This window comes from Kocuria sp. CPCC 205263, assembly GCF_040981075.1.
Taxonomy (GTDB): Bacteria; Actinomycetota; Actinomycetes; order Actinomycetales; family Micrococcaceae; genus Kocuria; species Kocuria rosea.
The window spans coordinates 402795-426684 of the sequence record NZ_JAVKPV010000003.1 but is presented as its reverse complement, the minus strand read 5'-3'; the positions used below and the strand labels follow the sequence as shown (position 1 = coordinate 426684).

The following is a 23890-nucleotide window of genomic DNA, read 5'->3' as shown; positions in this document are numbered from 1 at the left end:
TTGGGTCGAGACAGCCCGTACCGTGGCTCCCACTAATACCGAGGCTTGTTTTATTTTGTGGGGAGTTGGCGGCAATGGCGCCGAGAACTGTATTTCTGGCGTTCGCGGAACAGGACGAGATGTACCGGGACCTGTTCACCACGCAGTGGGCGCGGTCCGGGGACCAGGCCCTTTTCCTGGATTCACCGGCGGGCGCGGCGTGTCCGGAGGAGTGGAAGAAGGACGTGCGGGAGCGGATCCGTGGTTGCGACGGGGTGATCGCGTTGATCGGCGGGGCCACCCCGGACTCGGCCGTGGCGCGGTGGCAGATCCGCTGCGCGGTCGCCGAGGGCAAACCGTTGATGGGCCTGTGGGTGGAGGACAAGCACCGGGTGAAGCCGGCCGAGATGGGTCCGGCGCGCTGTGAGTCCTGGACTTGGGAGAACATCGGAGACTTCCTCGACCGTCTCTGATCCAACACTTACCGGACACCCCCGGTGCACGCTGCCGAGAATAGAATTCGACCGGGACTAATACACGATCAATCGCCCAGTAATCCGGACTGTCCGTGGAGCGGGCATATCCGAGCTCCGCAGATGCGGGTGCGCAGTGACGGGTCGATTCGCCGACACTGGATGCAAGAGCGGTTCAGTCGTTCCAATTTACATATGGCCAGCTATCGGTCACTAAACCACGGGAGTTGACGCACCAGCACGGCATGAATGGCCTAGGTGATTCGACGTAGAACTTGCAGGGGAGGTGCGAGGGCTTGCGGGTGCTAACCCTTGGGAGAGTGGTGGACACATCCACTCCGATGCGCGCCTCCCCTTGATGCGGCGGGAGACCCGGCCCCGTCTTTCCTCGGGCTGGTGTAGGCGTCCCAATCCGCGGCCGGCCGAGGCTGCTGTCGCGTACGTGTCTTCAGTGGCCTCGGGGAGGAGATCGCGGTCTGCTTCTAACCGTTCGGTCCTGGGCGTGGGGCGTCGGGCAGGATCAACCAGGCTTTGTCCACCTCGGAGAATCGTGGTGGGTGGACCGATAGTTCTGCGGCCACGGTGTTGCCCTTCAGGACTGCCCAGGTGGCTGTTTCATATCCGCGGCCCGCTAGGTCCTCGATGAGGGGGGCCATCCGGGTGCCGGATTGGGGGGTGAGTCTCCCGACTGTCACCCCGTTCACGTCGACCAGGCACGGCGGTGCGCTACGCGATTGCTCGGGATCTCCCATGTGCAAGGTGGCGTAGATCCCGCAGTGCGCCCCGTGACGGATGTAGGGGTGGAGTGCTTGGTGAGCGCCGTAGCCGAGCTTGACGGTCAGGGGACCGCCCGAGGGCAGGAGCGCGACGTTGCCGCGGGGAGCGGGATTCTGCGCGAACCAGGTGAGGTCGTGCCGGCCGTCATGGGTGACCCATTGGGGCTGGGTGTAGGTCACCACGGGCACCCGCTCTCTACAGGGCTGCTGCATCGTCCCGTTTTCGTGCCACCTGACGGACTCCTGGTACGTCCACCCCACGAAGGCAGGCAGCTCAAGACGCCAGCCTTGCGGATCGATTTTCGCCAGGGTGTTGTAGGCCTTCTCGCGATCAGCGCGGTGCATCTTCCCAATGATGTGCCCCCGCCACGACAGCCAAGGCTCACCGGCGATCAGGTGCACGCTCAGGGTACCGGTCTTCTCCTCTTCCCAGTGGTTCCGGGATAGCTGGGGCCCGTTGTCCAGGACGAACTGGGTGCCGGTTGCGGTCAGCGCGGCTTCCTGGCGTCCCCAGAAGCGATCCGCCCAGGTCGGGATGCTGGGCAGGTCCATTCCCGGGGCCTGAGGAGCACCGACCTTGCCCTTTTGCGGCTGGGCGGAAGTGTGCTCCTGAGGTGATGGCGTTTCCTGAGGGCGTGCCGCTGTTCTGCGCCGAGAAGGCTTCAAGGGGTCGAGAGTTCGCTGGCCGAAAAGGTGGTCCAGAAAGCCCATGTCCACGTCTCCTGTCCGGTACGGCCCGCGCTGTGGTTAATGACGCACCCCACCGGGGTCAGTCTCCCGCACTTCACCCCTGGCGGGTATGACTGACTTTTCACGGTCATGCTCGACCTCAAGGTGGGTCAGTTGTCCGCGCATCACCCGCAAGGCGTTCCGACTACGGGCTGGCCGGACCTACTTGACCGAGCTCCACGCCGACGCCCGGGCCCGCTGACGAACGTCGCATTAGGGGTTCACCGCGCCGCGCACGGCACCGGTTGGCCCCTACTGTTCACCCGCGCACCACTTCCTGGTTCGGGGCGACCTCTCTATTGTGAACGGTGGACGACCGATGGGGCGCGTCACGCCCCGGGAGGTCCCTTCCGGGAAGTCTGCTTTCCAGGAGGTCACCACCCATGAGCGTCTTGAGTACTTTTACCCAGACCGATCCCGCCCCCGCGACAGGAACGTGTTCGGCTCAGACCCCTGTCCGGTTGCGCCGCTACCGGATGCTCGCCGATCGGCCCGGACTGAAGCTGCGCGCCGGGGAGCTGGTGCTGTGCATCGACTACGAGTACGCCCCGCACCAGGCGCTCGTGCCGGTGCGCTGCGAGGCCGATGACTACGCCCCCGGCGCGTTGCTGGCGCGGGCGGATGTGGAGTTCCTGGAGCATTCCCACGAGGTGTTCGGTGCGATGTCCTGGGGCAAGCCCGGAGGCCGATCCTGAGGTCTGCTCTCTCGGTGCGGCGCTTCACGTAACGCGCCGCAGACGGAGAGGAACAGAAGTGTCCCCACTCTGTCGTCCGTGGCCCCGTTCCCACTGCACTTCCCGCTCTCGAACGGGCCGTCCAGGGTGGATCCGCTCGGGTTCTCCTGCGGGCGTCGTACGCCATGAGGCCGTCCCCGAACCTCCCACCGTGGCGTCACAGGCCAGCTGGGCGCCCTGAGCTTTACATATGGCCGGTTGAGCCAACGCGGGCTGCCGGAGGAAAAGACGATTCAGGCAGACCGCATTGGGCGGGGCGTCCCCTCGTCGGTGCGGCTCAGTTCGTCTCGGTCGGCCGGTGGACGTCGTCCAGGTCGCTCTGGGCGCCGGTCAGGTCCTGGCCCGTGTCACCGGTGTCGCCGGCGCTGGGCACCCGCTGTCCAGCATTGGACGCACCCAGTGTGTCCTGGGCGGTCTCCATGTCCCGCGCGGGGGTGTCCGGTACACCGATGTCGTTTGCCTGGTGAGGGTCGTCGGGAATGCTGTCACCGGTGGGGAGCGTGTTCATGCGCCAAGCTAACCAGCGGCGGGTACCCCTGGCAAGGAATTCGGATATCGCGGAACGAGCGGAAATCACCTTAGCCTCGCTCCGGTACGGCAAGAGGGGTCTCCCTTGCGCAGCATCGGGCCCTTGTGCGTCCATGCCTGTCCTCCGGAGGGGGCGCGATTCCGGTCGAGTGTCGGCTTGGGCCTGGAGGAGTGCACCGTGACCCGGCGCAGTGACCTGGTAGAACACGCTCGACGAGGATCCACATCATCACCACGGTCTGTGTGGGCCTAACCCGGAGCGCCAGCCCGGAACTATGGCTGATGCGCGGATGATCACCCCCAGGCGTCCAGCAACGACACCACCACTGCGGTCGCGGCGATGGAGGCGGCCAGGGTCCCTGCGGCCACGCGGTAGCGTCCGTGGACCACCAGCCGCGCCAAGTAGGCGGGCAGCAACAGCCCAGCCGCCGCGCCGACCACCAGCGAGGCGGTGTACGCCCCGGGCAGCTTCTCGTCGGGTGATGAGCCGAAGCCGGTCAGCTCCAAGTACAGCGCCAGCAGGCATCCAACGGTGACGAAGATCCCAGCCAGGGCCAGCACGGCACAACCCGTCACCAACAACAGGAGGTGGTGTCGGGGAACAGGCGTGTCGCCAGCACTGTAGTCCGGCCCCGGCGGGGAAATCACACGCCCAGCAACCCAACCACTGACAGTACGCCCAGGAGCAGGACGGTGAGGATCACCGCTGCGACAACGAGCCGCTGCCGCCAGGTGTTCAACACAAGGGCCGACACGAGAGCCGGGACGCCGATCCCTGCGGCGGCACCGGCCAGCAACAGGACCGTGTGGGTCACCGGCACGTGCGGTCGTTCGGCGAAAAAGCTCAGGTTCGCCAGGAACAGTGCCAATAGGCAACCCAGCGTGCCGAGCGCCCCGATGACACCGAGCACGATGCATGCCGCGACCCGTAGTGCAGGGTGGCGTCGGGAACCGGGGGTCGTGTGGTGGGTGCTCACCTGGCCGATCGTATCCATTCACATCTTTTTGTGGAGATGGGCAGGTGCAACCAGGGCTACCTTCTCCATTTACTTGAGAGGTCAATAAAATGGGGTGGAATCGTGTGTGAGAGGACTGTCGCACCCACGGTGCGAGAGGTCCCATTGCTACGTTCGGGGCTGAATGGTCGGCATGCGCGAGAATATCGAGACATTGGTGGACGTGAGCCCACCGGGGCCCGGCGAGCAGTCGGATCAAACACCGGAACTGTCCGCGGACCGCCAGGACACGATCCGAGACCTGGTCCGTCAAACCCGGGCCAGCGGGGCGGCGGTGACGGGCCCGGACGGACTGGGTGAAGCGGCCGGCCACGATGGTCGTCGAGGTGGCTGGAGGACGAGGAGATAAACGAGCATCACGGCTACAAGCCCGGCGACCCGCAAGGGCGCAACTGCGGCAACTCTCGCAACGGCAAGCGGGCCAAGACAGTGATCACCGACAACCGCCGGCCTCACGCAGATGGGACTGGTGCGCGACCGGGGGACATCTGACCCGGCTTGCCTGTGAGACGAGCACAGCCGAGGTCCGAGGGTGCAGCCGTGCAGGCGCTGGTCATCCCATGCACAACGGATGCAGAGGTCACTAGTCTCCATGACTTTACATATGGCCGGCTACCGATCACTTCTCGGAAGTTCGGCGTTGCAGCGGGGGTTCTTTTGCCCGCCGCGCTGGTTCCTGTTGCGGACGCAGGTGTCTGTAGTGGATCACGGCGGGATCGGCCGTCGTCTGGTACTGAGGGGCCCGACGCAGCGTCTTGGCGGACTCCGTCTTCGTCGTCTGCATGGCTTGGACGGTTTCGGTTTTGACACCGCAGCGACAGAATTTCAAGGTGGCGTCAGACCGTTGCGACGTCCGTGGAGTCGCGCATCTGGGGGATGCCATGCACAGCCATCCGTCCGAGAACCACCCCGGTGATTCCGTTGCCCAGCCAGGGGGTACTCCTGAGTGGTTGGCGGAGGCGGTGATGACCATGATGCGCACCGGGCGCCTCCCGGGACTGTCCCTGGTCGTGGTCGACTCACAACGGTCGTTGTACGCCGGTGGGTTCGGAAGGGCTGACCTGGCCACGGGGGCGCCCGCGACTCCGGCCACGGTGTATCTGTGGTTCTCCATGACCAAGATCGTGACCGCCACGGCCGTCATGACCCTGGTCGAGGACGGTCGCCTCGAGCTGGACGCCCCGGTGGCCGACTATGTGGATTGTCTGCGCGCCCCGCGTGCCTCCCAGCCCACGGTAGGGCAGCTGCTGACCCACACCGCGGGGTTGTCCAATCCTCTGCCGCTGCGATGGGTGCACCCGGCCGAGCAGGAGCCGCCGGCGGTCGAGGACCTGCTGCGGTCCATGATGAGCCGACCTCGTACCTACCGCCACGCCCCGGGGCACAGGGCCCGATACACCAACATCGGCTATCTTGCGCTGGGTCAGATCATCGAAGCGGTGAGCGGTATGCCGGTGACGTCCTATCTGCGGCAAGCCGTGCTGGATCCAGTGGGCATGACCAGCACCGGGTTCACCTACCGCCCGGAGGCACCAGCCGCAACCGGTTATGTGCGCGCCCCGCGCGCCGCCGATCCGCTGCTGCGCCGTCTGCTCCCACCCGGGGTGGCCGGGACCCGTCACGGCGCGTGCCTGGGCCTGCGGCCCTTCTCCGTCGACGGAGCCGCCTACGGCGGTCTGGTCGGCGACGTGGCGGATGCCGGACGGTTTCTGCGGCTGCACCTGGGTGATGGCCAGATCGAGGGGCATCGCATCCTGTCCGCTGAGACGGCCCGATCCATGCGAGTGATCGAGCACCCGGGGAAGCCTTTCGGCCACGGCATCGGCTGGTTCCGCCGTCCCACCCAGGAAGCGGGGCAGTGGGTCGAGCACTCCGGGGCCGGCGCCGGATTCTGGAACGTCATGCGTCTCTACCCAGAACGCTGCTTGGGCATCGTGGTCGTGACCGACAGCACCACGAGCTACGACTTCGAGCCTCTCTTCGCCCTCCTCACGACCGCCTCCTGGTCGTAGCAGGCCTGGGGTATGTCCGTGAGGGGGCCGTGGGCGCCCGTAGTGCGGCGGCGCCGGGCTCCCACCATCCGTGCGGGCGGACGGCGAGCGGCACCGTGACCGCTCAGGGGTTCGTGGTGATGTCCCCGCCGAGCTCGTCCTGGAGCTGCTGCAGCGGGGCCGCATCCCTCGAGATGACGACCCAGTTGTCCGCGTGCAGGAAGGAGGCGCCCTGCTCGCTGCTGAGGGTGTTCAGCAGCCCCTCCATGCGCTCCTCGGAGTCCGTGACGGCCATGGCCATGCGTCCGTTGGCGCAGTCCAGGTAGGTGGTCTCCGGATCGGCCGGGGCGCGCAGCTGGTCCGTGCCCGGGCAGTCGATGCCGGCCCCGACGACGTCGTCGCGCAGCGCCGTCGCGTCCTCGTAGGTGGCCCCGCCGGCCACCATCGCCTGGATGTCGTCGGCGGTCGGCGCGCAGCCGGTCAGGGCGAGGGCGGAGAGGGCGAGCAGAGCGGGAACGGGTCGGCGCATGGGACGTCCTGTCGTCGAGGGGATCGGGTGGCGTGCTGGGGCCGGCGTGCGGACGGGGGCAGGCCCGGGTCCGGTGCGCGGTGCGCCGTCCGTCGGCGCCGCGCTCACGGGGCGGCCCCCTGCTCCGGACGGTGGTGCTCGTCGAGGACAAGGGTGAGGACCCGGCCCGGGGTGTGCCGGTACCCGGGGTCGATGCGCTCGAGCACGGCGACGATCGCCTCGACGTCGTAGACCACGGACGGATCACCGCCGTGGTGGCTCCAGCGGCGCTCGGCCACCCACGCCCACACGTGCACGGGCCGGCACCGCCGGCAGGTCCCGTGCTCCGCGGTGAGACAGTCAGGCCCCACCGGCTGGTTGAGCCCGGCGATCTCGGCAGGGGTTCGCCGGTGGCGCTCCACCACGGCCCAGAACCTCTCGTCGGGGATCCGGGAGAGGTCCGAGCTCAGACCGGCCAGGGCTTCTCGCGCCCGGACCACGTCGTAGTAGAAGTCCGGCCTCGACCAGGGCGGAACGCGGTGCCGGGCGCGCAGCGCCTCGACCACAGCCGCCTCCTGCGCCTCGGCGATCTCGGCCGCCGTCCGCGGCGACGGGTCCGCGGCCGAGCGCCAGAGGCCGTCGAACAGGGCCGCGCCCTCGGTGCAGGCCTGACGGACCAGCAGTGTCCCGACGTCCGGGGAGCGCCGCTGGGACCAGAGCGCCCCGGAGAGCCGCTCGTAGACCTGTCCGTCGTCCAAGGTGAAGCTCCTCCGGTCGGCGGCCACGACCACACGGCGGGTGGTGGGCTCCCCGGTGGCTCCGGTGCGGGCGGGGATGACCACCGCGCGCGCACCGGGGTACACGGCACCGCCCTGGTTCAGCCTCCGCCGCTCGTCCACCGTCCGGTGACCCCGGCTCAGCGGACCGGCCGGCGCGGCCGGCTGCGGGACCCGGGGGCTCGACGAGCCCAAGACCCGGCCTCACCGCGGCCCCGGGCGGGGGGGACGGTCGAGGCGCCGAACGGCACGAGGACCGGCTCGGTCTGCCGGGCGACGGGCTCAGCGGCCATGGTGGTGCTCCTCGTGGAGTCGGGGTCGACGGGCGACGCGGGCGTCCGGTGCCTGCTGGGGGAACCGTAACAGCCGCCGCGCCCGGGGCGGCGGAGGTCGTCAGGCAACGGGCCGGCGGTCCTCCCCGGCGAGGGCGCTCACGCGGTCCCCGGCGGCGTCCATACCCAGCGAGGCGAGCACCGCGAGCGCGGCCATCCACCGGCGCGGATGGGTCGCCCCGCGGGCGACCAGCCACCGCTCGAGCATCGCATCGATCCGCAGCGAGGCGGCCTGGACCCCGCACGTCGCCGCGCCGAGACCCAGCAGCAGCGCCGCCCGCGCCGCCACCGGCAGCCGCTGCGCCGCGACAGGGCTCCCGTCGGCCAGGGGCCCGAGCTCGGTGCCGGCGTCGACGGAATCCTCCCCGCCGGTGTTCCGGGAGAGCACCCACGCTCCTGCGCCGGCGACCAGGACTCCCGGCACCACGACGTACGCGGCGCGCACCCGGGGCGACCAACCGGACGGGGAGACCAGCGTCAGCGCTCCGGCGGCCGCGGAGCTGGTCAGGGACAGCACGAGATTGTTCATGGTTCTACGCTACGTCCCGCGTCCCCGGTCGTCACCCGGTCCGGCCGGTCGTCGGCCTACGCTGGAGGCAGGACCGAGAGGGAGTCGAAGATGCGGATTCTCGTCGCACATGCCAGCGCACACGGGTCGACGGCGGAGATCGCCCGGCGGATCGCCGACGTGCTCCGGGACGAGGGCTCGCCGGTCGACGTCGGGCCCATGGAACAGCAGGACGGTCTCGGCGACTACGACGCCGTCGTGCTGGGCAGTGCCATCCACGACCAGGACTGGCTGCCGGTGGCCAGCGCGTTCGTCCACCGCCACCAGGCCGTGCTGCGGACCCGACCGGTGTGGCTGTTCAGCGCGGGGATGTCCGCGGCCCTGCCGCGGATCCTTCGCGAACCGGTCCGCCGCGCCCAGAACAGGCGGCTGGCCGCGTCCCTGCGGGAGGTGGTGCACCCGCGCGGGCACCTGCTGCTGTCCGGGGTGGCGCAGGCCGAGCAGCTGCCCGGCTGGGCCGGACTCATCCTCCGGGGGGCCGGGGAGCGCTTCGGCGACCACCGGGACTGGCCCCGGATCGAGGTCTGGACCCGCGACATCGCCGGTGCGCTGAGGACGACCACCCGCGGCGGGTGATCCGCGGCCGTGCTCGCGGCCTCCACCCTGGTGGAGAAGGAGGTGCCCCCGAGGCGGTGTTCCGATCGTCCCCGTCGCAGGGCGGGTGGGTCCCGGTGCCCGGGGCCCCAGCTCTCGTCGAGGGGAGCGGTCGCCTCGACCGCAGCCCCGGGCGTCAGCGGCCCGGTCACGGGCACCCGTTCCCAGGAGGTCGTCGTGCCGGCAGCCGCAGCCGCGGGTCTCCCGATCGCGGTGGGACTGCTCGCCGCCTCCCTGCCCGTCGCCGTGATCGTGCTGATGCTCGTCACCAGAGGGACCCGGGGCGCGGTCACCGCGTTCCTGTCCGGCTGGTTCGCCGGGACCGCCGTCGTGGCCGCTCTCACCGTGCTGGTCCTCGACACGACCCTGCCCCGGCCCACCCGCGGTGGCCAGGGGGCGCCCGCCGGCCCGCCGAGCCCGCGGCGCTGGCGGCGCTGGCCCAGCTCGTGGGCGCTCACCGCCACGAGGGTCATCACGACCAGGGGCAGGACGAACGAGACCATCACAGAACTGAAGCCCTCCAGGGCGTCGTGCTCGGTGGCCGCCAGTAGCACGTATCCGGTGTAGGCGAGGTACAGGACCAGGAACAGACCGCCCTCCCAGCGGGCCACGGCGAACCCGGTAAGCGATGGGCAGCAGCGCCACCACGGCGGCCAGCATCACCGGGATGTCCAGGGCCACGGCCGCCGCCGGAACCGGCAGGCCGCCGTCGACGAGGATCGCCGGCACCCCGAGCACCAGTCCGAGGTTCAGGAGGCAGCTGCCCACGACGTTGCCGATGGCGAGATCCCGCTGTCCCCGGCGGACCGCGATGACGGACGCGGCCAGTTCGGGCAGGGACGTCCCGAGGGCGAGCACCGTGAGCCCGACGACGAGGCCGCTGACGCCCAGGGCCGTGGCGACGTTGGCCGCCCCCTCGACGAGGACCGTGGCCCCGGCCACGAGGAGCCCCACCCCTACCACGACGAGGACGAGCGAGACACCGGCCGAGGCATTCCCGGACGGTGGCCCGTCGACACCGGGTGCGGCGGGCGGCCGGGCCGGCGGAGGGTCCGGTGCCCCGGCGGGGCAGGCGGCGTCCCGGCGGCCGATCAGCTCCGTCAGGACCCCGTGGACGACGACCGCTGCGAACAGCACCGTGCCGTCCGTGCCGCTGATCCGGCCGTCCAGGGACACGAGCAGCAGCACCGTCGACACGACCACCAGCAGGGGCAGGTCGAAGCGCAGCAGCTGCTGTGTGACGGCCGGCGGTGCCACGAGGGCGGTCAGCCCCAGCACGAGCAGGACGTTGGCGATGTTGCTGGCCACGAGGTTGCCCAGCGCCAGCCTCGGCTCCCCGGCCAGGACGGAGCTGACGGTCACCGTCAGCTCCGGGTCCGACGTGGCCGGCGAGACGACCGTCAGCCCGATGACCAGGACGGAGAGTCCCGTGCGCCGGGCCAGGGCGGTGGCCCCGGGCACCAGCAGCTCCCCGCCCGCGACCAGCGGCACCATGCCGAGCACGATGCGCCCCACGTCCAGGACCGTCATGGGCGCCAGTCCAGAGCTGCCGCCCGGGAGGCCAGAGGCAGTGCGCGGCATCCGTCACGGCACGGGTGCTGCGCGGACGCGGACAGGATCTGTCCGCCACGGGGAGGACACTGGACCTGACACCGGACGCTCCGCCGGAGGCGCCCCGACCAGGAGGGAACCGCCATGACCGATCTCGACGTCGCCGCCTGTGCCGCCGACCAGATCGACCGGCACTGGGCCCACCAGCTGCGGCCCCGCCTCGCCGACCTGACCGACGAGGAGTACTTCTTCGACCCCACCGGCGGGTCCGGGTGGACGATCCATCCCCGGGCCGAGGAACGCACCCCGATGCAGACGGGCCGCGGGGAGCTCGTGCTGGACTTCGCCTTCCCCGAACCGGTGCCCGCGCCGTTCACGACCATCGCCTGGCGGCTGGCGCACGTCGTCGTCGGGGTTCTCGCCGCCCGCAGCCACGGGCACTTCGCCGGCCCCGAGGCGTCCTACCAGAGCTGGGCGTACGCCGGGACCGCGGAGGAGGCGCTGGCCCAGCTCGACCGCGAGTTCGCCCGCTGGACGGCCGGGGTGCACTCGCTGACGGACGCGGACCTGGCGCGCCCGTGCGGCCCGGTGGAGGGCCCGTACGCGGACCTGCCGATGCTCGCCCTGGTGCTGCATATCAACCGCGAGCTGATCCACCACGGCGCGGAGCTCGCCCTGCTGCGCGACCTGTACGCCCACACCCGCTGAGCCCCGCGCCCGCCCGCCTCGTCCCCGATCCGCGCCGCACGACACCTCAGGAGCCCACCGTGCCCTTCCTCACTCCCACCGTCACCGACGAGCGCGACGCCCTGGCGGCCTTCGCGAGCCAGCAGATCCGCCAGGTCGCCACCACTCTCCAGGGCCTCGACGCCGAGCAGCTGCGGGCGACTCCCTCGGCGAGCGCCATGAGCCTGGGCGCGCTGGCCCGGCACGTCCTGTTCATCGGCGGGCACGGTCCGTTCGCCGTGCTCACGGATCCCGGCCGGACCTCCGGGGAGTCGCTGGACGACGCCGGCTGGGCCGCCGGGGCGATCCTGCCTGAGGCCGTGCGCCCGGAGGACACCGCCGAGTCCCTGGGCGCGGCCCTGTACGCGCTGGCCGACCGCGTCGAGGCAGGCCTGCGCACCGCGGACCCGGAGGCCCGCATCCCCGTCCCGGACGCCCCGTGGTTTCCGCGGGACCTGGGGACGTGGCCCGCCCGGTGGGTGGCGCTGCACATGGTCGAGGAGAACGCCCGGCACGCCGGGCACGCCGACATCCTGCGCGAGTCCCTCGACGGGCGGACCGCCTACGAGCTCAACGCCCTGGCGGACGGGGAGCCGTGGAGCCCGCAGGACTGACCGACGGGATGCGGCTACTCGTCGTCCGATGGGCGCCGGCTCCCCGCCTCCGGGTCCTCCGGCGGCGGGATGTCGTCCTCGGCCTCCTCGGGGGGAGCGCCGGCGCGCCGGTTGCTCTCGTCGGTGGTGGCGGTCAGCCAGGTCTCGTCGCGGACGCCCAGTCCCTCCTGGCTCGTCTCCGCCCAGGCCTCGTTGCGGTCCGCGGGCTCGGGGTAGCGGTCCATCTCCGGCTCCTGTCCTGCTCGACGGTGATGGCCCGATCCTATGCCCGGGTCCGGCATCCCGCGCACGGCGTCCTGCGCCCGGCCGGGGGTCTCCTCAGCCGCCCTCGAGGAGCCGGCGCAGCGTCAGGGCGTTGCGCACGGCGTGGCCGTCGCCGTCGTTGTTGAAGTACGCGTAGACCTCGCGGCCGCCGTGGTGCCACTCCCGGATCCGGTCCGCCCACCAGGCCAGGTCCTCGTCCGAGTAGGAGCCGGCGTAGAGGTGGTGGTGGTCGGGGCCGTGGAAGCGGACGTAGACGAAGGGGGCGGTGGCCTCGAGGACGCAGGGCAGTCCGGCCCCGCTCATCACGCAGTACGCCGCGCCGTGGCGCCGGAGCAGCTCGAAGACCTCCGGGTGCACCCAGCTGTCGTGGCGGAACTCCACGGCGACGGGCAGCCAGTCGGGCAGCCCGGCCAGGAACCAGTCGAGGCGAGCGTCGTCGCGGGCCTGCGCCGGCGAGAGCTGGACGAGCAGCACGCCGCGCCGGTCTCGCAGCTCGTGCCAGGACTCGGCGATCCGCCGGCTCCAGGTCTCGGGCGCGTAGAGCTTCTTCGCGTGCGTCAGTCCGCGGGGGGCCTTCACCGTCATCCGGAAGCCCTCCGGCAGGCGCCGGTTCCAGCCGGCGAAGGTGCTGCTGCGCGGCCAGCGGTAGAAGCTGGCGTTGAGCTCCACGGTGGAGAAGGCCCGGGTGTAGATCTCCAGGCGCTTCGCCGGGGCCGTGCCGGGGGGATAGAGGACGTGCTCCCAGTGGTCGTAGCTCCACCCGGAGGTGCCGATGTGCCAGCCCATGGGCTCCAGGGTAGCGGTGGAGGGCCCCGGGTCCGGCCGTCGCGCCGGGCGCCGGCCGTCCGCGTGGCGGACGTAGGGTGTTCACCGGCACGCACGGCGCCCCCGCCGAGCACCCCGCACGATCCCAGGAGAACGCGCATGACCACCCTCGCCCCCCGGCCCGTCGGGACCCGCTGATGGCGAAGCTCTACTTCCGGCACGGGGCGATGAACTCCGGCAAGTCCACCGTGCTGATCCAGGCCGCGCACAACTACGAGGAGCGCGACCAGACGGTCCTCGTCGCCAAGCCCGCGATCGACTCGAAGGGCGCGGACACCGTGGTCTCACGCCTGGGGGAGTCCCGGCGGGTCGACCTGCTGCTGGCCCCGGAGGACGGGGCGCGCGAGCGCTTCCGGGCCGCCGTGCGGGAACGCGGACCGGTGCACTGCCTGCTGGTGGACGAGGCGCAGTTCCTCGCCCCGGCCCAGGTCGAGGACCTGCTGCGCATCGCGGTGCTCGACGGCGTCCCGGTGCTGGCCTACGGGCTGCGCACCGACTTCCGCACCGTGGCGTTCCCGGGCGCGGCGCGCCTGCTGGCCGTGGCCCACACGGTCGAGGAGCTGCGCACGATCTGCCGCTGCGGGTCCAAGGCGATGTTCAACGCCCGCACGGTGGACGGGGAGCCGGTCTTCGAGGGCGACCAGGTGGCCATCGACGGTGCGGCCGTGTCCTACGAGTCGATGTGCGCCGGCTGCTACCTGCGGCACTCGGACGGGCGCCTGGGCTGAGCCGGGGACCCGGTGGGCCGGCCCGGGGACGGCGTCAGAGGGCGACGTCCCGGTCGTCCTCGCGGCCGTGCCGGTCGACGACCGCCCAGAACAGGTCCTCGGGGATCGCCTCGAGGTCGGGGTGCAGGGCGGCGAGCTCGTCGATGATGGCGGCCACGTCGTAGTGGGTGTGTACGTCGCCGCGCCGGGCGAGCCGGTTCGAGGCGATCAGGCCCTCGACGTAGGCGGTGTGGTCGGAGTCGGTGAACGTGCTCAGGACCGCGTCGGCCCACAGCTGCTCGAAGGCCGGGTGGCCCTCGGTGACGAGCCGGACCGGCGCGTGCGCGCCGTCGGGCTCGGCGGGGTCGACCTCCGGGGCGTCCCGCACCGGTCCGGTGGTCTTGGCGAACTGGGTGCCGTCGTCGACCGTGACGGTCCGGTCGGTCTCGTCGACGACGGTGTGCCGCTCGGTGCGCAGGACGGGGCCGCCGCGGACCACCACGGCGCGGGTGCCGACGCCGGTGGCTCCGCCGAGGTGGTGGTGCTGGCTCACGGAGACCTCCTGGGGTCTGCGCTGCGGGGGCGGCCGATCCGCCGGGTGCCTGATGCGCAGAACTTAGCAGGCGGCGCCGACCGCCGGAAGCCTCAGGGAACGCGGACGGCGCCGCCGGAGGGGCTCCGGCGGCGCCGAGGGCGCGGGGTGGACCGGGGCTCAGCCGCCGAGCAGCACCGCGCGGACCAGGTCGAAGAACATGCCGAGGATGGCCGTGAAGTTGGGGTTGAAGAACGCGTCGAACTCGCCGACCAGTCTGATCATGACAGTTCCTTCCGAGGGGGGGTGGGTGGGGCCCGGGCCGGGCGTGGATCCGGCCCGGGCCCGAGCCTACCGGGAGCGTTCACTGAAGCACATGGCCTTTCGGCCAGTTCCCGCCCCGGGCCGGCCGGACGCCGGGGCCCGTCAGGGGGCGGGGGTGCCGGGGGAGGATCCGCGGCGCGCGTCGTGGTGCGCCGCTGTCTCCTGCGCCGCGGCCTCCATTGCTGCGGCCTCCTTCGCTGCGGCCTCGTGCGCGGCGGCCTCCGCGCCGCCGATGGCCTCGCCGCGGGCCACCATGCCGGCGGTGTCGGAGAGGGGGATCTGCTTGAGGAACACCGCGAGGACGAAGGCCAGCAGCATGAAGGGGATGAGGTACCAGAACACCGGGGCGAGGGAGTCGGCGTACGCGGTGACGATGCCCTCGCGGACGGGCTCGGGCAGCTGCGCCAGGGTCTGCGGGTCCAGGGTGGCGGTCGCCTCCCCGGCCTGGGCGGCGGAGGCGCCGGCGCCGGTGAAGACGGCCGTGAGCTGCTCCGAGAGGTTGTTGGTGAAGATCGCCCCGAAGATCGCCACGCCGAGGGCCGCGCCGACCTCCCGGAAGTAGTTGTTGGTGCTGGTGGCGGTGCCCACCATGGACGGGTCCACGGCGTTCTGCACCACGAGGACGATGACCTGCATGATCAGGCCCAGGCCCGCGCCGAGCACGAGGAGGTGGACGCAGATCAGCCAGATGGGCGTCTCGGCCGCCAGCGTGGTCATGGCGAGCATGGCCGACGCCGTGACGAGCGTGCCCGCCAGCGGGTAGCCCTTGTACCGGCCGGTGCGGGAGATCCTGATGCCGGACCAGATCGAGGTGCCCATCAGCCCGACCATCATGGGGACCATGAGCAGCCCGGACTCCGCCGCCGAGGTGCCGGAGGACATCTGCAGGAACGTGGGCACGAACGCGATGGCGGCGAACATCCCCAGCCCCAGGGTGAGGCCGATCGCGGTGGCGTTGACGAACACCGGGTTGCGGAACAGGCCGAGGGGGATGATCGGGTCCTCGGCCCGGGTCTCGTTCCAGACGAACAGCGCCGTGGCCACGAGCATGCCGCCCGCCCAGGTCCAGGTGGCGGCCGCGCCCCAGCCGTGCTCGGCGTTGCCGCCGAACTCGGTGAAGAAGATGAGACAGGTCGTCGCCACGGACAGCAGCAGGACGCCGGCCACGTCGATCCTGCGGGTCGCGCGCTTGTGCGGGAGGGTCAGGGTGAACCAGGCGATGGCGAAGGCGGCGATGCCGATGGGGATGTTGATGTAGAAGGCCCACTGCCAGGTGAGGTGGTCCACGAAGTAGCCGCCGAGCAGCGGCCCCGCCACGGCGGAGAGCCCGAAGATGCCGCCGAGCGGGCCCATGTACTTGCCGCGCTCGGAGGCCGGGACGATGTCCGCGATGATCGCCTGGGAGAGGATCATCAGCCCTCCGCCGCCGAGCCCCTGCAGCGCGCGGAAGGTCACGAACGGCCAGAACCCGGTGGCCAGGGCGCAGCCCACCGACGCGAGGGTGAACAGGGCGATGGCGACCAGGAAGAGGTTGCGCCGGCCCAGGACGTCGCCGAACTTGCCGTAGACCGGCATCACGATGGTGGTGGCCAGCAGGTAGGCCGTGGTGATCCAGGCCTGGTGCTCCACGCCGCCCAGCTCGCCGACGATGGTCGGCATGGCGGTGGAGACGATCGTCTGGTCGAGGCTGGCGAGCATCATCCCGGCGATGAGGGCGGAGAAGATGATCCAGATCCGCTTCTGGGTCAGGACCAGCAGCGGGGCGTCCTGCGCGACCGCGGGCGGGGTGGTGGTCATGGGCTTCCTTCGGTGTCCGGGGACGGGTCAGAGGTGTCGGGGGGAGTGGCTGAGGGGGTGGCCGCGGCGGCGTCCGGCGTCGTCGGCGGGGCGGTGGCGCCGGGGGAGAGCAGGGCCCCGGCGAGGCGGACGTTGCGGGCCAGCAGCTCCGCGAACTCCTCCAGGGGCGGTGACTCGTCCGGGTCGGCGCCGGCCGGCCGGGTCTCGAGGAACTCGTGGACGGTGTGCCCGGCGAGGTGTGAGACGACGGCGGCGGCCACGCCGGGGAACGGGTCCCGGTCCCCGCAGCCCTGCCGGCGCGCGATGAGCTCCGTCAGCTCGGCCAGCCGCCGTTCCATGGTCTCGGTGAGCCGCTGGAGCAGCACGGGCTCGCGGCGCAGGACGTCGAGTAGCAGGGTCCGGTCGTGGGGACCCTCCAGAAGGGCGAAGGAGCGCACGACCAGCTCCTGCAGGGCGGTCAGCAGCGGCGCCTCGTCCGGCGCGGAGCCCCCGGCCACGAACTCCTCGCCGAAGGCCTCGAGCGGGTCCCGGGCCGGGGTGCCCAGCACGGCATCGTCCTTGGAGGCGAAGTAGTTGAAGAAGCTCCGCCGGGAGATCCCGACCTCCGCGCAGAGCTCGTCCACGGTGAACCCGGACAGCCCGCGCTCGGCGGTCAGTCGGCGCGCGCCGGCGATGAGGGAGCGGCGGGTCCGGCGCATGCGCTGCTCCCGGGCGCCCGCCGTCACCGGAGGCGCCCGAGGCGCCCGAGGCCGAATTGATGTTGCACTCAAGACATCATAGTGCAATTTTGTGGTGGGCGATGCCCCGTGCGCCGTCGTGCCCCCGTCCGTACGCTGGACCACGTCGGCGCACGACCGGAGGAGACCCGTCATGGCCCAGGAACCGGACCCCCGCCCGCGGCTGATCGGGCTGCACGGGCGCAAGCAGTCGGGCAAGGACACGTGCGGCGACCGCCTCGTGGTCGCGCACGGCTACGCACGAGTGGCCTTCGCGGACCCGCTGCGGCTGTTCCTCACCGAGCTGGACCCCCTCGTGGGCGTCCGGGACGGCCGGCTCGTGCGGCTCGCCACGGTGCTGGCGGAGGCCGGCGGGGACTGGGGTCTGCTCAAGGACGAGGCGCGGGACCCGGTGCACCGGGAGATCCGGACGCTGCTGCAGAAGGTCGGCAACGAGGCCGGCAAGGCCGTCTTCGGGGAGACGGTGTGGGCGGACCGCGGGCTGGAGACCGCCCGGCGGCTGGGCGGGCCGGTCGTGTTCACGGACGTGCGCTTCGACGTCGAGGCCGAGGCCATCACGGCCGCCGGGGGCAGGGTGGTGCACGTGGTGCGCCCCGGGGCTCCCGCCCCGGAGGATCCGCACCCCTCGGAGGCCGGCATCGACCCGCGCTGGATCACCGCCGTCCTCGTCAACGACGGGACGGTCGAGCAGCTCTGGGCGAAGGTCGACGCACTGGTGCTCAGCCGGCCGGGTGCCCTGGGCTGAGCCCCACGAGCTCGGCGCTGCGCCGCCACAGGGCGTCCGCGAGCGCGTCGTCGGCCGCGCGGGACGGGGCGCGGGCGGGCCGCCTCTTCTCGAAGTAGCCCCCGGAGCGCCAGTCCTCGTCGGCGACGCCCTCCGCCAGCCACACCAGGGTCTCCGCGCCCCGTTCCGGGGTGATCATGAGCCGGCGCCCCAGACGGGTGCGGTACAGGAACCGCAGGGGGGTGGTGGTGCCCGAGGCGAAGTTCGTCGCGACGCCCCCGGGGTGGAACGCCGCGGCGGCGAGGCCGTGGGGCCCGTGCCGGCGGTCGAGACCGCGGGTGAAGAGGATGTTGGCGAGCTTCGTGTCCCCGTAGGCCCCCTGCGGGGACCAGCGCCGGTCGTCGACGAGGACCTCCGGCGAGAGCCTGCCGATGCGGGCCGCGACGCTGGACGTGCTGAGCACCGCCGCGCCGTCCGCCACGAGCCGGTCGAGCAGCAGGTGGGTGAGCAGGAAGGGCGCCAGATGGTTGACCTGCCACGTCATCTCGTGCCCGTCGGGCGTCAGCTCGCGGCGGTCGAAGATCCCGCCGGCGTTGTTGACCAGCACGTCGATCCGCGGGACGGACTCCTGCAGCTCCCGGGCGAGCCGGCGCACGTCGTCGAGCCGCGCGAAGTCCGCGGTGAAGTGCCGGAGCCCGAGGGGCCCGGCCACCGCCGCGGTCTTCTCGCCCGATCGCCCGACGACGACGACGTCGTGCCCCCGTCCCGCCAGCTCGCGGACGGCGGCGGCCCCGATGCCGTCGCTCGCGCCGGTGATCACCACCGTGCGCCGCCCCCTGCGCCGGTGGGCGTGCTGCTCGTGGTGGTGGTCCTCGTCGTGCTGGTCCATGGTGACCTCCTCGGTCGAGCCGGAATCCCGGTCAGCATAGCGACGCCTCCTGGGCCGCCGGACGGAATAAGCGCGCGGGCGGACTCGTTGCGGCACGCACGACGGAAAACACCCGGACAGGCACCACAGCTGAGGAGCTGACCATCATGGCCCGTGTTCTGATGATCGTCTCGGCGGCCGACTCCCTCACCATGCGGGACGGCACCGAGCACCCCACCGGCTTCTGGGCGGAGGAGCTCGTCGTCGCCCACCGAGCGCTGCGCCGGGCCGGGCACACCGTCGACATCGCCACCCCCGGCGGGCGCCGGCCCACCGTGGACCGGGTCAGCCTCTCCCCGGACGTCACCGGGGGCCATGAACGGGCCGACGAGTTCCGCATTTACCTGGAGGAGATCGACGCCGAACTCGCCGCCCCCCGCGTCCTGGCCGAGCTCGACGAGCACGACTACGACGCCCTGGTCCTGCCCGGCGGCCACGGTCCCATGGCGGACCTCGTCCACGACCCCTCGCTCGGCCGGATCCTGGCCTCCTCGGACCGGGCCGGCCGGCTCATCGCCCCGTTCTGCCACGGCCCCGCCGCCCTGCTCAGCGCCCAGGACGACGGGACGTTCCTGTTCGCGGGCCGCAGGCTGACCGCCTTCACCAACGAGGAGGAGCTCGGCGGCGGCACCGGGGAGAACACCCCCTGGTTCCTGGAGACCGTGCTCCGGGAGAAGGGGGCCGTCGTGGAGACCGGCCCCGCGTGGTCCAGCCACGTCATCCGCGACGCCAACCTAATCACCGGCCAGAACCCCCAGTCGAGCCAGGCCGTCGCCGACGTCCTCGTGGAGGCGCTCGCCGAGTGATCCCCGGCCGCAGACGCACCGGCGGCGGTGGGAGCCGCTGGGCTCAGGCGCTGACGGGCGTCCTCCCGGCCAGGGCGAGGCCGCGGGCGGCGACCACGGCGTCCCGGAACTCCGGGAACGTGCGGCGGACGGCGTGCCCGCCGTCGGCGGGCACGAAGGTCATGGCCCACCGGTTCCGGCGGAGCCGGTGGAAGGGCACGGCGACGATCTCCACGGAGGGCAGGGCATCGGGGCGCTGAGCGTTCACAGCGGGACCTCTCGGGGGGGGGTTCAGGTCGGGGGAGGGCAAGACCTGCTCCGGGCGGACCGGGGGATCCGCGGACCGGGGCCCTGCGTGGGGCCCATGGTACCGGGCGCGCCGCCCGGCGGGGCGGATGCCTGGTCGGTGTCGGTGCCCGACAGGTACGATCAGCACACTGATCGAGTGAGGAGACCCATGTTCACCCCCGAAGTGGCCGACGGCGTCCACCGCATCACCCATGCCCACGTCAACTGCTACCTGGTCGAGGACGAGGACGGCGTCACGCTCGTGGACGCCGGCCTACCGAGCATGTGGCCCATGCTGCTGGCGGGACTCGAGGAGCGCGGGCGGCGCCCCGACGAGGTCAGGGCGCTGGTGCTCACCCACGCGCACTTCGACCACGTGGGCTTCGCCCGGCGGGCACAGGAGGAGTGGCGGCTGCCCGTGCACGGGCACCCTGCGGACGCGCGGCTGGCCGCCCACCCGTACCGGTACCGGCCCGAGCGCAACCGGTTCCTCTACCCCTTCACCCACCCGCGGTCCCTGCCGCTGCTCGGCCGCATGGCGGCGGCAGGGGCCCTCGCGGTCCGGGGCGTGCGGGAGCTGCGCCCGCTCGAGGCCGGGGCCGTCCTGCCGGTCCCGGGCCGGCCGATGGTGGTCCACACCCCCGGCCACACGGACGGGCACTGCGTCCTGGACCTGCCCGGCCGGGAGACCGTGCTCAGCGGTGACGCGCTCGTGACGCTGGACCCCTACACCGGCCGGCGCGGCCCGCAGATCGTCGCCGGGGCCGCTACCCACGACTCCGCCGTGGCCCTCGCCTCCCTCGACGCGGTGGCCGCCACCGGGGCGCGCACCGTGCTGCCCGGTCACGGGGAGCGGTGGACGCAGGGCGCCGAGGCCGCGGCCCGGCACGCCCGCGCGGTGGGCGCCCACTGAGCGACCCCGGCAGGGTCCGCGGACCGGACCGGGCCGGGAGCGGCCGTGGCTGTCGCGACCCCGCCCCACCGGGGATCAGAAGCGTGCTGATGACACCCCCGGGGGCGGCGGCTATCGTGGGCGGCGACCGACGACCCCGCAGCCCCTGGAGGACCACCCGTGAAGCAACTGACCGTCTCCGCCCCCGGCGGCCTGGACCGGCTCGAGTTCGAGGACGCACCCGACCCGGGCGCGCCGGGCCCCGGCGAGGTCCGTGTCCGCGTGCACGCCAGCTCCCTGAACTACCACGACTACCTCGTGGTCTCCGGCGGGACGCGGACCGAGGACCGGAGGATCCCGCTGGCGGACGGCGCGGGCGTCGTCGAGGCCGTGGGGGAGGGCGTCGACGACCTCGCGGAGGGCGACGCCGTGGTCTCCTGCTTCTTCCCGCTCTGGCAGGACGGACCCCCCGTGGACGGGAACTTCCGGCGCGTCCCGGGGGACGGGCTCGACGGTTACGCCCGGGAGGCGGTGGTGCGTCCCGCCACGTGGTTCACGCGCGCCCCGGCCGGGTGGTCCCACGCCGAGGCCGCGACCATCACCACGGCCGGCGTCACCGCCTGGCGGGCGCTCGTGGTGGACGGCGGGCTCCGGGCGGGGGACGTGGTCCTGGCCCTGGGCACCGGCGGCGTCTCGGTCTACGCCACGCAGCTCGCCAAGGCCGTGGGCGCCACCGTGGTGGTCACGTCCTCCTCCGACGAGAAGCTCGAGCGCGTCCGGCGGCTCGGCGCGGACCACGTCATCAACTACCGCGAGACCCCCGAGTGGGGACGCGCCGTCCAGGAGCTCACGGACGGGCGCGGCGCCGACCACGTGATCGAGGTCGGCGGCCCGGGCACCCTGGCGCAGTCGATCCGCGCCGTGCGGGTCGGCGGCCACATCTCCCTGATCGGCGTGCTCACCGGGGCGGCGGGCGACGTCCCCACGGCGCTGCTCATGGCGCGCCAGGCGCGCCTCCAGGGACTGTTGGTGGGCAGCCGCCGGGACCAGGCCGACTTCGTGCGCGCGCTCGAGGCGACCGGCCTGCGACCGATGATCGACCGCCGCCACCCCCTCGCCGAGGCCGCCGACGCGTTCCGGGAGATGGAGTCGGCCCGACACTTCGGCAAGATCGTGCTCGAGCACTGAGCCCGGCCGGTGCCCCGGGGAGCGCGCCCCGGGGCGTCCGGGTCACCAGCCGGTGACCCACACCTGACCGGTGGCCGGGGACCAGTTCACCCTGTACCCGTTCGAGAAGCGCTGGTAGACGGTGGTCCCGGTGCGGATCTCGTCGGTGACCGGGTAGCCGTAGCCCCGCTCGAAGCCGGCGGCCTTCCAGGCGCGGCCGATGGCGCCGGTCTCGTGCACCGCACGCGCGCCGTGGGCCCGGGTCCACAGCACCTTGGTGAGCGCCCCGTCCCGGGAGAAGACCTGGTAGGAGGACCCGTCGGCCAGCCGGCGCTCCTCCGTGGTCGGGAAGCCGTAGCCGTTCTCCCGCCCCCCGGCCACGAACTTCTGGCCGATGACCGTGGCGTTCTCGACCCGGTGGGCGCCCGTGGCCGGGCTCCAGTACAGGGTGGACTTGCGCCCGTGCAGGGAGAACTCCTGATACACGCCTCCGGCACGCAGCCCGCCGCGCTCCGCCGTCACGGGCTGACCGACGACCGGGGCGCCGCCCAGGGCGTGGTACTTCGCGCCGATGGCGCCGGCCACGCCGTACCCTGCCGGGGGCTGGACGGGCGTCGTCTCGTAGGTGTAGGCCGGGGCCCCGTTCACGCGCGTCGAGGCGTCCGCAGGCGCGCCGCCGTTGGCGTACCCGTAGAGGTTGACGGTGGAGAGCACCTGCCAGGGCTGCCCGGAGTTCTCGAGCCGGCCGTCCGCGTAGGTGAGGCCGATGCCGATCACCTCGTGGCGCGGGTCCTTGATCGCCTTGTCGTGGGCGGCCGAGGACTTCCACCACGCCACCAGGGCGCGCACGTCCCGGTGGTGCTCCAGGGCGATGACCTCGTTGGCGCTGGTCCAGGGCCCGGTGCGCGGGTCGGTGAGGAAGGTGGTGCTGTGCGAGAACTTCTCCTCGACGATCTGCCGGTCGGACTCCTTCTGCACCACCTGGGACAGCGTGGCGGAGTACTTGAGCGGCTTCGCGCCGAGGGACTCGCGGTAGCGGTTGATCTCGTCGAGGATCAGCTGGGCGTCGGCCTGACGCGTGGCGGCGTCCACCGCGACGATGTCCTGCGCGGCGGCGTGGGCCGCCGGACCGGCCAGCAGGGAGGTGCCGGCGAGCGTGGTGACGCCGATACCGGCGGAGAGGGCCAAAGAGGCCATGCGGCCGTGACGGCGCGCGGGAGCGCAGCGATGTTTCGCCATGGGTGCTTCTGCTTCCTGGTCTGTCTGCACGCACGGAGGAATTGGGGGGTTCCGTGCGGCGGGGGGCTATCGTCGTCCGGCCGGACGACGAGACAGATTGGGCTGGGGAAGGCGCCCAGGGAAAGGCTAGGGAATCCCCATTGCAATAGGAAATGTGTGAAATTGTTTCGTCTATCACAGAACAATAACGACGACATCACGGAATGTACCGGGCGGCCGGAATTCCCGTGGTTATAGTGAGCGGTTCTCGTCCCGTCCGCGCGGCGAACGCACCGGTGCCGGTGACGATAGGCTGGGAGCGCACGCCCGGAGAGGAGCCCGATGACCGTCCACGCCACCCGCGCCACCGGCGTCCGGGCTCCGCTGCGGCTGTGCCTCGCGGTCGCCGCCGCCGTCGGCCTGACCGGGTGCGGCCCCGACCTCGGGACACCCGAGGGCACCACCCGGGCCTTCGTCGACGCGATGGCCGAGCGCGACTGGGACGGCGCCTGCGAGCTGCTGTCCCACGGCTACGTGCACCGGGCCACGGAGGGCAACTCGCAGTACTGCGGCGTCCACCTCGAGCGCCGGCACCCGGACACCTCCCGCTACGAGACGCTCGCCGTCCAGGGCGAGGCCGTCGAGACCTCCGAGGGGTACCGGCTGGTGGTCGCCCCCGAGGACGCCCCCGGGGAGACGGAGGAGGTCCTCGTGGTCGAGGAGTCCGGACGCCTCGTGCTGCTGAGCTACCCCGGCCGCGACACCGCCGTCCGCTGAACCCCACCCGCCCACCAGGAACCCCAGGAA

The 23890-nt window shown here is 72.1% G+C and carries 29 protein-coding genes and 1 pseudogene; 13 read left to right on the top strand and 17 right to left on the bottom strand.

The annotated features are described in order from the left end of the window. The first annotated feature begins 74 nt into the window (after positions 1 to 74). On the top strand, positions 75 to 452 hold the full coding sequence (locus RF647_RS06780) for a TIR domain-containing protein (RefSeq protein ID WP_368811066.1): 378 nt from the start codon (positions 75 to 77) through the stop codon (positions 450 to 452). Between the two features lie 482 nt (positions 453 to 934). On the opposite strand, the gene RF647_RS06775 is transcribed toward RF647_RS06780, so the two are convergent. Next, positions 935 to 1939: a hypothetical protein gene (locus tag RF647_RS06775; RefSeq protein WP_368811065.1), complete on the bottom strand. Its 1005-nt coding sequence runs from the start codon at positions 1937 to 1939 to the stop codon at positions 935 to 937. 401 nt (positions 1940 to 2340) lie between these two features. Here RF647_RS06775 and RF647_RS06770 point away from each other — a divergent pair, with 401 nt between their 5' ends. Continuing rightward, on the top strand, positions 2341 to 2652 hold the full coding sequence (locus tag RF647_RS06770) for a hypothetical protein (RefSeq protein ID WP_368811064.1): 312 nt from the start codon (positions 2341 to 2343) through the stop codon (positions 2650 to 2652). Positions 2653 to 2968: 316 nt separating this feature from the next. Here the strand turns inward: RF647_RS06770 and RF647_RS06765 are convergent, their stop codons facing one another. From RF647_RS06765 to RF647_RS06755, 3 genes are all read right to left on the bottom strand, one after another. Then, positions 2969 to 3199 carry a hypothetical protein gene (locus tag RF647_RS06765; protein ID WP_368811063.1) on the bottom strand — a complete coding sequence of 77 codons (231 nt, stop codon included), beginning with the start codon at positions 3197 to 3199 and terminating at the stop codon, positions 2969 to 2971. Positions 3200 to 3513: 314 nt separating this feature from the next. After that, positions 3514 to 3780 (bottom strand): hypothetical protein, encoded by a 267-nt coding sequence (locus tag RF647_RS06760; protein ID WP_368811062.1) that lies wholly within the window; start codon positions 3778 to 3780, stop codon positions 3514 to 3516. An 83-nt stretch (positions 3781 to 3863) separates the two neighbouring features. Then, positions 3864 to 4214, bottom strand: a complete 351-nt coding sequence (locus RF647_RS06755) for a hypothetical protein (protein ID WP_368811061.1) — start codon at positions 4212 to 4214, stop codon at positions 3864 to 3866. Between the two features lie 986 nt (positions 4215 to 5200). Between RF647_RS06755 and RF647_RS06750 the strand changes: the two genes are divergently transcribed. Next, positions 5201 to 6247, top strand: coding sequence for a serine hydrolase domain-containing protein (locus RF647_RS06750; RefSeq protein ID WP_368811060.1), 1047 nt, complete (start codon positions 5201 to 5203; stop codon positions 6245 to 6247). 103 nt (positions 6248 to 6350) lie between these two features. Here RF647_RS06750 and RF647_RS06745 read toward each other — a convergent pair whose 3' ends face one another. The 4 genes from RF647_RS06745 to RF647_RS06730 form a co-directional block, all read right to left on the bottom strand. After that, positions 6351 to 6755 carry a hypothetical protein gene (locus RF647_RS06745; protein ID WP_368811059.1) on the bottom strand — a complete coding sequence of 135 codons (405 nt, stop codon included), beginning with the start codon at positions 6753 to 6755 and terminating at the stop codon, positions 6351 to 6353. Between the two features lie 104 nt (positions 6756 to 6859). Continuing rightward, entirely contained in the window at positions 6860 to 7633 is a 774-nt protein-coding gene (locus RF647_RS06740) for a hypothetical protein (RefSeq protein WP_368811058.1), read from the bottom strand. A 17-nt stretch (positions 7634 to 7650) separates the two neighbouring features. Continuing rightward, entirely contained in the window at positions 7651 to 7803 is a 153-nt protein-coding gene (locus RF647_RS06735) for a hypothetical protein (protein ID WP_368811057.1), read from the bottom strand. A 100-nt stretch (positions 7804 to 7903) separates the two neighbouring features. Then, on the bottom strand, positions 7904 to 8371 hold the full coding sequence (locus RF647_RS06730; protein ID WP_368811056.1) for a hypothetical protein: 468 nt from the start codon (positions 8369 to 8371) through the stop codon (positions 7904 to 7906). Between the two features lie 90 nt (positions 8372 to 8461). Here RF647_RS06730 and RF647_RS06725 point away from each other — a divergent pair, with 90 nt between their 5' ends. Both RF647_RS06725 and RF647_RS06720 read left to right on the top strand, forming a co-directional pair. Continuing rightward, a complete protein-coding gene (locus RF647_RS06725; RefSeq protein WP_368811055.1) occupies positions 8462 to 8986 on the top strand; it encodes a flavodoxin domain-containing protein in 525 nt (174 codons plus the stop codon). A 195-nt stretch (positions 8987 to 9181) separates the two neighbouring features. Then, on the top strand, positions 9182 to 9571 hold the full coding sequence (locus RF647_RS06720; RefSeq protein ID WP_368811054.1) for a hypothetical protein: 390 nt from the start codon (positions 9182 to 9184) through the stop codon (positions 9569 to 9571). A gap of 114 nt (positions 9572 to 9685) precedes the next feature. On the opposite strand, the pseudogene RF647_RS06715 reads toward RF647_RS06720, so the two are convergent. Beyond that, a pseudogene (locus tag RF647_RS06715) lies at positions 9686 to 10498 on the bottom strand (calcium/sodium antiporter); the annotation flags it as partial. 201 nt (positions 10499 to 10699) lie between these two features. Here RF647_RS06715 and RF647_RS06710 point away from each other — a divergent pair. Beyond that, entirely contained in the window at positions 10700 to 11263 is a 564-nt protein-coding gene (locus RF647_RS06710) for a DinB family protein (RefSeq protein WP_368811053.1), read from the top strand. A gap of 59 nt (positions 11264 to 11322) precedes the next feature. Next, positions 11323 to 11895, top strand: a complete 573-nt coding sequence (locus tag RF647_RS06705; RefSeq protein WP_368811052.1) for a DUF664 domain-containing protein — start codon at positions 11323 to 11325, stop codon at positions 11893 to 11895. A gap of 14 nt (positions 11896 to 11909) precedes the next feature. Here RF647_RS06705 and RF647_RS06700 read toward each other — a convergent pair whose 3' ends face one another. Beyond that, the gene (locus RF647_RS06700) at positions 11910 to 12119 is read right to left on the bottom strand and encodes a hypothetical protein (RefSeq protein WP_368811051.1); all 210 of its coding nucleotides are present in this window, start codon (positions 12117 to 12119) and stop codon (positions 11910 to 11912) included. A gap of 94 nt (positions 12120 to 12213) precedes the next feature. Continuing rightward, positions 12214 to 12945, bottom strand: a complete 732-nt coding sequence (locus RF647_RS06695) for a DUF72 domain-containing protein (RefSeq protein ID WP_368811050.1) — start codon at positions 12943 to 12945, stop codon at positions 12214 to 12216. Positions 12946 to 13121: 176 nt separating this feature from the next. On the opposite strand from RF647_RS06695, the gene RF647_RS06690 reads away from it, so the two are divergent. Then, complete coding sequence (locus RF647_RS06690; protein WP_368811049.1) at positions 13122 to 13712, top strand: thymidine kinase; 591 nt, start codon at positions 13122 to 13124, stop codon at positions 13710 to 13712. Positions 13713 to 13746: 34 nt separating this feature from the next. Here the strand turns inward: RF647_RS06690 and RF647_RS06685 are convergent, their stop codons facing one another. The 3 genes from RF647_RS06685 to RF647_RS06675 form a co-directional block, all read right to left on the bottom strand. Beyond that, a complete protein-coding gene (locus RF647_RS06685; protein WP_368811047.1) occupies positions 13747 to 14244 on the bottom strand; it encodes a hypothetical protein in 498 nt (165 codons plus the stop codon). 405 nt (positions 14245 to 14649) lie between these two features. Next, on the bottom strand, positions 14650 to 16344 hold the full coding sequence (locus RF647_RS06680; protein ID WP_368811046.1) for an MDR family MFS transporter: 1695 nt from the start codon (positions 16342 to 16344) through the stop codon (positions 14650 to 14652). Continuing rightward, positions 16341 to 17042: a TetR/AcrR family transcriptional regulator gene (locus RF647_RS06675; RefSeq protein WP_368811045.1), complete on the bottom strand. Its 702-nt coding sequence runs from the start codon at positions 17040 to 17042 to the stop codon at positions 16341 to 16343. The genes RF647_RS06680 and RF647_RS06675 overlap by 4 nt, the downstream gene beginning before the upstream one ends. A gap of 172 nt (positions 17043 to 17214) precedes the next feature. On the opposite strand from RF647_RS06675, the gene RF647_RS06670 reads away from it, so the two are divergent. Then, positions 17215 to 17826, top strand: coding sequence for a hypothetical protein (locus RF647_RS06670; RefSeq protein ID WP_368811044.1), 612 nt, complete (start codon positions 17215 to 17217; stop codon positions 17824 to 17826). Here the strand turns inward: RF647_RS06670 and RF647_RS06665 are convergent. Beyond that, a complete protein-coding gene (locus RF647_RS06665; RefSeq protein ID WP_368811043.1) occupies positions 17801 to 18694 on the bottom strand; it encodes an SDR family NAD(P)-dependent oxidoreductase in 894 nt (297 codons plus the stop codon). The genes RF647_RS06670 and RF647_RS06665 overlap by 26 nt on opposite strands. A 146-nt stretch (positions 18695 to 18840) precedes the next feature. Between RF647_RS06665 and RF647_RS06660 the strand changes: the two genes are divergently transcribed. Then, entirely contained in the window at positions 18841 to 19539 is a 699-nt protein-coding gene (locus tag RF647_RS06660; RefSeq protein ID WP_368811042.1) for a type 1 glutamine amidotransferase domain-containing protein, read from the top strand. A gap of 43 nt (positions 19540 to 19582) precedes the next feature. On the opposite strand, the gene RF647_RS06655 is transcribed toward RF647_RS06660, so the two are convergent. After that, positions 19583 to 19786 (bottom strand): hypothetical protein, encoded by a 204-nt coding sequence (locus RF647_RS06655; RefSeq protein ID WP_035923924.1) that lies wholly within the window; start codon positions 19784 to 19786, stop codon positions 19583 to 19585. A gap of 189 nt (positions 19787 to 19975) precedes the next feature. Between RF647_RS06655 and RF647_RS06650 the strand changes: the two genes are divergently transcribed. Both RF647_RS06650 and RF647_RS06645 read left to right on the top strand, forming a co-directional pair. After that, positions 19976 to 20719, top strand: a complete 744-nt coding sequence (locus RF647_RS06650) for an MBL fold metallo-hydrolase (protein WP_368811041.1) — start codon at positions 19976 to 19978, stop codon at positions 20717 to 20719. Positions 20720 to 20878: 159 nt separating this feature from the next. Next, entirely contained in the window at positions 20879 to 21886 is a 1008-nt protein-coding gene (locus RF647_RS06645) for an NAD(P)-dependent alcohol dehydrogenase (RefSeq protein WP_368811040.1), read from the top strand. Between the two features lie 42 nt (positions 21887 to 21928). Here RF647_RS06645 and RF647_RS06640 read toward each other — a convergent pair whose 3' ends face one another. Further along, complete coding sequence (locus RF647_RS06640; protein WP_368811039.1) at positions 21929 to 23062, bottom strand: CAP domain-containing protein; 1134 nt, start codon at positions 23060 to 23062, stop codon at positions 21929 to 21931. A 363-nt stretch (positions 23063 to 23425) separates the two neighbouring features. On the opposite strand from RF647_RS06640, the gene RF647_RS06635 reads away from it, so the two are divergent. Beyond that, a complete protein-coding gene (locus RF647_RS06635) occupies positions 23426 to 23860 on the top strand; it encodes a hypothetical protein (RefSeq protein ID WP_368811038.1) in 435 nt (144 codons plus the stop codon). Positions 23861 to 23890 lie beyond the last annotated feature (30 nt).